Source organism: Leptothrix ochracea (assembly GCF_041083635.1).
Taxonomy (GTDB): Bacteria; Pseudomonadota; Gammaproteobacteria; order Burkholderiales; family Burkholderiaceae_C; genus Sphaerotilus; species Sphaerotilus ochraceus.
Genome location: NZ_JBFPHB010000016.1, coordinates 91308 through 100452, shown reverse-complemented (window position 1 = coordinate 100452; position 9145 = coordinate 91308). Strand labels below are relative to the sequence as shown.

Annotated in this window: 5 protein-coding genes; 4 read left to right on the top strand and 1 reads right to left on the bottom strand. The window is 61.0% G+C overall.

Going from position 1 to position 9145, the window contains the following annotated elements; genetic code table 11:
* Positions 1–648 precede the first annotated feature (648 nt).
* The 4 genes from AB3X39_RS07870 (at position 649) to AB3X39_RS07855 (ending at position 7792) form a co-directional block, all read left to right on the top strand.
* Positions 649–3327 carry a bifunctional acetate--CoA ligase family protein/GNAT family N-acetyltransferase gene (locus tag AB3X39_RS07870; protein ID WP_369416805.1) on the top strand — a complete coding sequence of 893 codons (2679 nt, stop codon included), beginning with the start codon at positions 649–651 and terminating at the stop codon, positions 3325–3327.
* 190 nt (positions 3328–3517) lie between these two features.
* Positions 3518–4849, top strand: a complete 1332-nt coding sequence (locus AB3X39_RS07865; protein WP_369416804.1) for an enoyl ACP reductase FabMG family protein — start codon at positions 3518–3520, stop codon at positions 4847–4849.
* Positions 4850–4970: 121 nt separating this feature from the next.
* Positions 4971–6383, top strand: coding sequence for a TAXI family TRAP transporter solute-binding subunit (locus AB3X39_RS07860; RefSeq protein WP_369416803.1), 1413 nt, complete (start codon positions 4971–4973; stop codon positions 6381–6383).
* Complete coding sequence (locus tag AB3X39_RS07855) at positions 6380–7792, top strand: TAXI family TRAP transporter solute-binding subunit (RefSeq protein WP_369416802.1); 1413 nt, start codon at positions 6380–6382, stop codon at positions 7790–7792. The genes AB3X39_RS07860 and AB3X39_RS07855 overlap by 4 nt, the downstream gene beginning before the upstream one ends.
* Here AB3X39_RS07855 and AB3X39_RS07850 read toward each other — a convergent pair.
* Entirely contained in the window at positions 7775–9115 is a 1341-nt protein-coding gene (locus AB3X39_RS07850) for a leucine-rich repeat-containing protein kinase family protein (RefSeq protein ID WP_369416801.1), read from the bottom strand. The genes AB3X39_RS07855 and AB3X39_RS07850 overlap by 18 nt on opposite strands.
* Between the last annotated feature and the right edge of the window lie 30 nt (positions 9116–9145).

Below are 9145 nucleotides of genomic sequence, written 5' to 3'. Positions count from 1 at the left end.
CCTTGCATCCCCCAGATCCACCGTTCGCAATTCCTCTGCTGCCCACGTCATCACCACACTCCTGCTGCCCTCTGTTCAGCTTAGACACTTCGCCACAGAGTTCAATCAACTTGTGGGTAATGGATAGAGTAAAGGAGGGGGGTAGTTCGTAATTGCAAGCGGCAGCAGCACTTTTGAAAAGAGGATAAGGTGCTTTGGCTTCTGCGCAATAGACGACTGTTGGAGCCTCAGTAATGTCAAATCCGATGCTTGCCTGAGCCCAGACCGTCAAAGGGGCACCCAAACCCAGAGTGGACAAAACGAGCAGGAATCCCGAGCTGAGACGAAGACGTGCGGACGTCTTCTGGCGGCTGATGCGCACTGTGCACTCCCTGGTGGCGATTTATGGCGTCGAATCTTGATCGCCTGTCTGATGGGTGGCAAGTGTCAACGTCTGGATGTGAGGGGTGATTGAGCTTGTCTTTGAGGTGCATCAAATGACGAGCGTCAGCCAGCGACGCCGAAGTCCGCACCCAACTGGCTCGGGTTGTGCCGGAATACCGCCCTGCCGCGCGCCTGTAAAAACCAGCCGAAGGTTAAATTAAGGGTTTACCCTTGATTTAACCTATGCTCTGGAGCCGACACCTCTCTTGCCGTGGAAGGCTCATCATGGACCATCATTTTCTGACCCCGCTGTTCTCACCGTCTTCGGTGGTGGTCTTCGCTGGCCCGCAGGATCAGCCCGAGCAGCAAACACCGCTGGCCCGCACCTTGATCCGTGAGCTACAGGCCCAGCCCTTTGAGGGCAGCCTCAGTTTTCTCGACATCAAACGCCAAGGCACCTTGGCTGATTTGGTGCACTCGCGCGCTGATCTGGCCCTGATCGCGCTGCCCCCCGAGCAGATCGCCGAGGCGCTGGAGATCGCCGGGCGCATTCGCTGCCGGGGTGCGGTGGTGCTGTCCAACGGCCTGCCGACCGCGCAGTGCAACGAGCTGCACGCCATTGCCAAACGGCACGGGGTGCATCTGCTCGGGCCGAACACGCTCGGCTTTCAACGGCCCTTCTTGAAGCTCAACGCCAGCGCTTTGGGCCCCTTGGGCGGGGCCGGCCCGCTGGCGCTGGTGTCGCAATCCGGGGCGCTGACCACCTCGATCCTCGACTGGGCCAGCCGCAACGGCGTGAGCTTTTCGAGCGTGGTTTCGCTCGGTCCCAACACCTTGGTGGATCTGCCGCAGGTGCTGGACTTCTTGGCCAACGACGGCGCCACGCAAAGCATCCTCGTCTACATGGAAGGCATCCACCACGCGCGCCGTTTCATGAGCGCGCTGCGCGCTGCGGCCTACACCAAGCCGGTGGTGGTGATGAAAGCCGGCCGCCGTCCCGCAGGCAGCAAAGTGGCGCTGACCCATTCGGCCGCCATCGTCGGCTCGGACGACGTGTTTGAAGCCGTGCTGCGCCGCGCTGGCGTGGTGCGGGTGCGCGAATTCACCCAGTTGTTCTCGGCCGCCAAATGCCTGGCTTCGCGCTATCGCCCGGTGGGCAAGCGCTTGGCGGTGATCACCAACGGCGGCGGACCTGGCGTGCTGGCCGCCGACCGGGCCAATGAAATCGGCATCGACATCGCCCGCCTCAGCGCCACGCTCCAAACCGACCTGCTGCCCAAACTCGGGCCGCAAGCCAACGCTGAATCAGTCATCGATCTGGGCGAAGACGCCACGCCCGAGCAGTTCCGCGAATCGATGCTCGCTTGCGGGCGCGACACCCAAGTCGATGGCGTGCTGGTGATCTACTCGCCCAAGCCCGACACCGACCCCGCCGCCATCGCCAAAGCGGTGGGCGAAAACCACAGCCGGGTCAGCAAACCACTGCTGACGTGCTGGATGGGCGACACCCGGGTGCGAGAGGCGCGTGAATCGCTCAACGACCGCTCCATCCCGAGCTTTCGCACCCCAGAGGCGGCGGTGGACGCCTTCAACAACATCGCCAGCTTCTATCAAAACCAGCAGCTCTTGCAGCAAACGCCCTCACCGCTGTCGAGCTTGGCCAAGCCCGACACCGAAGGGGCCCGTTTGCTGATCGAATCGGTGCTGGCTGAGCGCCGCAAGGTGCTGACCGAGATGGAATCGAAGGCCCTGCTGGCCTCCTTCCACATCCCCGTCACCCGCACGATGCTGGCGCGCACGGTCAACGAAGCGATGCTGATCGCCAGCCAGATCGGCTACCCCGTGGCGCTCAAGATCGATTCGCCCGACATCAGCCACAAGTCCGACGTTCAAGGCGTGGCGCTGAACGTCATGACCGCAGTGCAAGTGCGCGACACCTTCACCGACATGGTGCACACCGTGAGCCGCGCCTTGCCCAAAGCGCGCATCAACGGCGTCACCATCCAGCCCATGGCCGCCAAGCGCCGGGGCCGCGAGATCTACATCGGCATGACCACCGACGAGCCCTTCGGCCCGGTGATCACCTTCGGTGCCGGCGGCACGATGATCGAGCTGATCGCCGACCGCGCCATGGAGCTGCCGCCGCTGAATCAGTTCCTGGCGCACCGCTTGATTGAGCGCGCCCGCGTCGCTGAAACCTTGGGCGAATGGCGCGGTCACCCTGCCGCCAACCTTGAAGCCATCGAGCAGATCTTGCTGCGCGTCTCAGAAATGGTTTGCGCCCTGCCGCAACTGCGCGAGATGGACATCAACCCCATCATCGTGGACGAGCAAGGTGCGGTGGCGGTGGACGCCCGCATCGTCATCGACCACGCCCCCACGGGCACGCAGGACTACAGCCACCTCACGATCCTGCCCTACCCGGTGGTGCATGAGCGCGAATGGCCGATGAAGGGCGGCGACCTCTACACCATCCGCCCCATCCGCCCCGACGACGCCGACATGCTCCAGACCTTCGTGCGCAGCCTGTCGTCGGAGAGCCGCTACTTCCGCTTCGCCAGCGCGATCCAAGAACTGCCCGCCCGCATGCTGGCGCGCTACACCCTGATCGACTACGACCGCGAAATGGCCCTGGTCGCCATCCACCGCGACCGCCAGCCCGACGGCGAGGACGGCTTCATCGACACCGAAAAGATCCTCGGCGTCTCACGCTTCATCACCAATCCCGACCAAACCACCTGCGAGTTCTCCTTGGTCGTCTCCGACGCCGTCAAGGGCCAAGGCTTGGGCTCGCGGCTGATGCTCTCGATCATCGAATTCGCCCGCAGCAAAGGCCTGAGCCAAATCGAAGGCTTGGTCCTGGCCAACAACCCCAACATGCTGCGCCTCATGCGCAGCCTCGGCTTTCACGTCGGCCCCTTCCCCGAAGACACCGACTTCAAGCTGGTGACGAAGGCGCTGTGAGCGCCCGGGGCGGCTTGTGATTTGGTGCTTCCATGAAGTGCATGCTATAAACCTCCCCGGTTCCACAAACAAGACCCTCTCTTGGATATCAAAACATCCATATTGAATGCAGATTGTTTGTTGCTTTGAATAACTGAGTATGTCGAGCGGTATATAAATATTGTTCCGTCATTGAACCGAATTTTTGAAAATGATCAAGCCAATGATGAATCCACAAAAATCCCTCAAATCTCTGCCAACCACCCATATTTTTCGGCCAGGCGACGTATTCGTTTTGTTTGGTGAACTCTTTGGCCGTGGATATGCCAACGGCTTGGTCAATGAGGCCCGCAACGCCGGGATGGATATTATTGGTATCACGGTTGGCCGCCGCGATGAGCACAATGCCTTGCGCCCACTGACCGACGAAGAGCTGGCGACAGCCGAGGCGCATCTGGGCGGGCGAATCATCAATGTGCCGTTGATGGCTGGTTTTGACCTTGATGCACCGGCAGGCACCCCCACACCAACGGACATGCTTGGCAGCATGACGCTCAAAAACTGGGCCGATGTCAACCTTGATTGGTCGCACATCGACACATGCCGGGCGTTGGGCGTTCAGCGATTCAAGGATGCCGTGGCTGAGGTCATGGCAACGCTGGATACCATGATTCCAGACGGTCGCAATGTCTTCTTTGCGCACACGATGGCGGGTGGCATACCGAAGGCCAAGGTATTTTTGGCCATCGCCAATCGTATCTATAAGGGCAGTGGCGATCGGTTCATGTCCTCGCGACAACTCCTCGACAGCGACCTTGGCAAGCTGATTCTTCAAAACTTTGATGAGGTCACTGCCCATACTTTCCAGCATCTTATGGAAGGAAGCTCAGCCATTCGCAAACGCATCGAAGCCAGTGGCGGAGAGGTTCGTTATTCGGCCTACGGATATCACGGCACAGAGATTCTCATCGACGGCAGCTATCAGTGGCAAACGTACACCAGCTACACGCAGGGATACGCCAAAATGCGACTGGAGCGCATTGCTGAATCAGCGTGGGATCAAGGCATCAAGGCCGTTGTCTATAACTGCCCAGAAATCCGGACCAACTCTTCCGACATTTTCGTCGGCGTCGAATTGCCGCTGATCGCCCTGCTCTTGGCCCTCCAAAAGGAAGATCCCAACCCGTGGACACAAGCGCAATGGCAGGCATGCGCCGACATGTTGCTGGAGGGATGCTCACTGGACGATGTGCTCGGGAAAATCAATGCCTTCAACGGCAGTGAGGTCGCAAAAAGTTTCCGCGATTTTGCCGCTTGGCCGATGTCCAACACGGCTGAGTTGGCCGACATCATGATCGGCACCTCTGAGGCCATCACCAAGATGCATAAAGATCGGAAATCGCTCATCACCGATCACCTCAGCTCCTTGGTCATCGAAGCCGTGGGACCGCTGATGTTTAAGGAGTCCTCTTGCCCAAGCGGGCCGGTGCTTTGGATCAATCACGACATCATCGCCAAGCAGTTGAACGAGCTTCATCGCTGAACACGGCTTGCGATAAAGGCCGAACGGCAAAAAGTTCACCGAACTTAGGGGGAAGCCGGGCTGTTGAGATGTCGGCGCCGTGTTTGAATGCGGCCTGAATAAATCTGGCCGCCCCCTTTCCATGCCGACATCGCATCACCCACGCTCACGCATGCAGCAAAGTCGCTGGCAACTCGCCTTGGCGGGTGCGCGCGATCTGGTCATCAACAGCTTGCCGCTGATCTTGGTCGGCGCGGTGCTGGTGGCTTTGGCGTATTACGTGATCGACCCAGCGCCACCGCCCGTGGTGACGATCTCCACCAGCCCCAAGGACAGTACCTATTGGAAGGTGTGCCAGAAGTACAAGGCTTTCGTGGAAAAACACCACGACATCCAAGTGACCTGCCAAGAGTCAGGGGGCTCGGTCGATAACGTTCGCCAACTGCTTGGGCACCAGGCTACAGCCGCCTTCGTCGGCTATCTGCCGGAAAGCGAGCGTCTTCATCCTGACATCAAGAGCTTGGGCTTGCTGTTTCGTCAACCGCTTTGGATCTTCTATCGGCGTGATGTGGCCCGACAAAAAGGCCTGCCCCAAGATCTGACGCGTCTGACACAGCTCCAAGGCTGGCAGATCAATGTCGGCAAAGAAGGCAGCGGCGGGCGCGCCCTGTTTTTGGAGATGCTCAAACTCAACGACATTGCGCTGACGCCCACCCCAGAGAACCAACGCTCCCCCACCGAAGCCATGCAGGCCTTGATCGACAAAACCGTCGAAGCCATCGTGTTTGAGGGTGTGTCGGACATGGTGAACCCGGCCCTGTTTCATGACCCCAACATCGGCTTGATGGAACTCAAGCACGCCATGGCTTACGACCAGCTGCTGCCCAACATCGACGCCATCACGCTGCCGATGGGGGCGGTGGATCAAAGCGCCACGATCCCGGCGCAAGACACCCACATGATCGGCACCCAAGCTTCGCTGGTGGTGCATGCCAGCGCCCACCCGGCCCTGCAAAGCCTGTTGATGATGGCGGCCCGTGAGATTCACGGTGAGGCGAGCTGGGTGCAAAACGAGGGCGAGTTTCCGATCGGCAAACCGGGCTGGTTTGCCCTCTCGACCGAAGCCGAGCGTTTTCATCGCCAAGGCTTCACGCTGAAAGAACGCAAACTGCCGTTCTGGCTGGTGAACTTCTTCGAGCGCATGTGGATGGCCTTGGTCACCATCTTGGCGCTGATGGTGCCGCTGTCACGCATCGTGCCCACGCTGTACACCTTCCGCATTCGCTCAGGCATCTTCCAGTGGTACGCCGCCCTGCGCGAGATCGAGGATGAACTGGTGCAACGCAGCCGCGACGGCGAAATCGCTTGGACCGATCTGCGCCAGCGCTTGCGCGAGATCGAAGATCAAGTCCGGCGCATCCAAGTGCCGCTTTCCCACGCCCACGATTTGTACGCGCTGCGCAGCCACATCACCTTGGTGGGCCAACGCATCGACAGCGCCGCCACCAGCGACCACCGGCCCTTCATGCTCAGCACGATGAACGCACCGCTATGACGACCTCCCGTCTTCGCAACATCTTCGCCCAAGGCGGTGATCTTCTTTGGACCATCCTGCCCCTGCTTGCCTTGCTGGGCATGCTGCTGATCTCGGTGTACTACTGGCTCAGCCCAAGACCCCCCATGCAATTGCGTTTTGCCACCGGCCAAGCCAACGGCACTTACATCGAATTGGCCCACCAATACGTCACCGACATCCAAGAGCACTACCCCGGCCTGAAGGTTGAACTGATCGAAACCAAAGGAGCGACGGACAACATCCAGCGCCTGCGCATGGCGAGATCGGCCGCCAGCAGTGCCGAAGTGGCCTTTGCGCAAAACGGTGGCGTCGATGCCCGCATTGGCCTTGATCCGGCCAAATCCGATCCCAACGACCCCATGCCCGAGGACATCGACAGTCTGGGCACCGTCCTGCGGCAAGCGCTTTGGATCATCTACAACGCCGATGTCGCCAAGCAGCTCCGGGGCAGTGAAACGCTGACGCATATCCATGAGCTGAACGGCTTCAAGATCAACGTCGGGGTGGAAGGCAGCGGGGGCCGGATGCTCGCGCTGAAGCTGCTGGGACTCAACCAGCTCCCTGCGCCGCCGGCCGACGAGGTGGATCTGTCGCAAGCGATGTCAGAGTCGATGATCGACAAAGTGGAAGCCGGCCACATCGGAGCCAGTCTCTTCGTGGCCTCCACCGATGCCAAGGTGGTCAAAACCTTGTTCAGAAAGCTCGCCAGCAGCACGCCGTCCAAAATCCGGCTGCTCAATTTGGTCGATGCTGAGGCTTACACCCATGTCATCCCGCACCTGTCACGCGCCGTATTGCCCAGCGGCATCATCCATCTGGGTCGCGAGATTCCGACCACCGAGATCGCCCTGTTGACCTCCACCACCTCGCTGATCGTGCGCGAGGATCTGCACCCGGCGCTGCAAAACATCCTGCTCGAAACCAGCCGACGGGTGCACAAAAAGGCCGACCTTTTCCAGAAGGAAGGCGAATTCCCCATCGGTCAACCCAGCTTGTTTCACCTCTCCGATGAGGCCGAGCGCTACTTCCGCCAAGGTAACAGCACCCCTCGACGCCCATGGCTACCGTTTTGGGTCAGCAACATGATCGACCGGATGTGGCTCACGCTGATGACCGTGGCGGCCGCGCTGATCCCGATCTCGCGGCTGATTCCGCCCTTCTACGCCTGGCGCATGCGCCGGCGCATCTTCCGCTGGTACGAAGACCTCTACCGCATCGAAGAAGCCATCGACGGCGGCCAAGTAGCCCGCACCGAGCTGCAAGACAACCTCGACAAACTGCTGGCACGGGTGGAGCGCACCCGCGTGCCGCTGTCACGCACCGACGAGCTCTACAACCTGCGCAGCCACATCACGTTGGTGCAACAGCGTTTAGATAGCGTGCCATAACGCCACGATCTCGGCAAAACTGGGCCGCGCCAGCACCTCGGGTTGCAAGCAGGCGTCGCGCAGCGTTGCCAAAGGCGCAAGCAACGCGTCGGCCGGATCGACGGCATGGTCGAGCCACTCCTCCAGCAAGCAGCCGAAGGCACGCACTTCCAGCCGCTCCAGCGCCCCAGCGTCGGGAGCGGTGCGGTCGTAGAACGTTGCCGCGCCAAAGTCGCTCAACAGCGCCTCGTGGCCCGCCGCACCGTCCCACAAGATGTTGTGGGCATAGAGATCGCCGTGCATCAGCCCTCGGGCGTGCAGATGAGCCACCACATCGGCCATACGCCGGGCCAGCCCCAGCACACTGGCCGTGGACAGATGCAAGGCGTCAGCGTAAACATCCCGCGTGCACGAACTCAGGCTCGGCGGGCCCGCCAAGGCCCGAAAAGCCGGGTCCAACAGCGCCAGCACCAGTCCGGCGCCATCTTGCCGGTGGCCTGGGATCGGCCCTTTCAACAGCCCTTCCACCGGGATCAAACCGGGATGCCCCGCAGCGGCCACACAGGCGGCCATTTCACTGTCAGGCGAGCCGTCACTGGTCATGGCCGCGCGAAACAACTTCACCGCCACCGGCTGCGGCGCTTGGTCCGGCCCGCGCCGCCACAGGGCTCGGTGGATCACCCCCGAAGCGCCTTCGCCCAAGGTGTGTTCCAACGCCAAGGCTGAGCCGGGAATGCGCGCCAAGTCGGGGCGATCATGGCGCGCGTCGTGCCGCTGCACCTCAGCCTGCCAAAGCGGATTGCCCGCCAACGCCACCCACGACAAACGCGGCAAAGCGCTCAGCCAAGGGGGCAACACCTCGATGCGATTGGCTGCCAAGCGCAGCAGCTCCAGCCGCTCGCAGTTGGAAAGATCCGGCAAGGTCTGGAGCCGATTACCCGCCAGCATCAACTTTTGCAGCCGCTGGCAGCGACCCAGTTCAAGCGGCAGCTCAGCCAGCCGGTTGTCGGTCAGGATCAACCAGCGCAACCGCGCCGGCAGCGCTGCCGGCGGCACCACACGAATGTGATTGGCCTTGAACCCCACCATCTCCAAACGCTCGCAGGCCCCCAGCACCGCCGGCAAGGCGCTGAAGTCGTTGTCGGAACAAAAAATCACCTTGAGCTTTTTGAGCCGAGGCAAGTCATCGGGCAAGGTGCTGAGCCGATTGCCCGACAGGTTCAAGACTTCGAGCGTGTCCGCCAGATCAAAGATCTCCGGCGGAAACACCGTCAAATCCGCCGACAAATCCAGCCGACGTGTGCCTGCCAAGGCTCCTGAGCGAAGTTGGGAGAGGGTGTGCATGGGTTTCAGCTGGAAGATCAATCGAGCGGG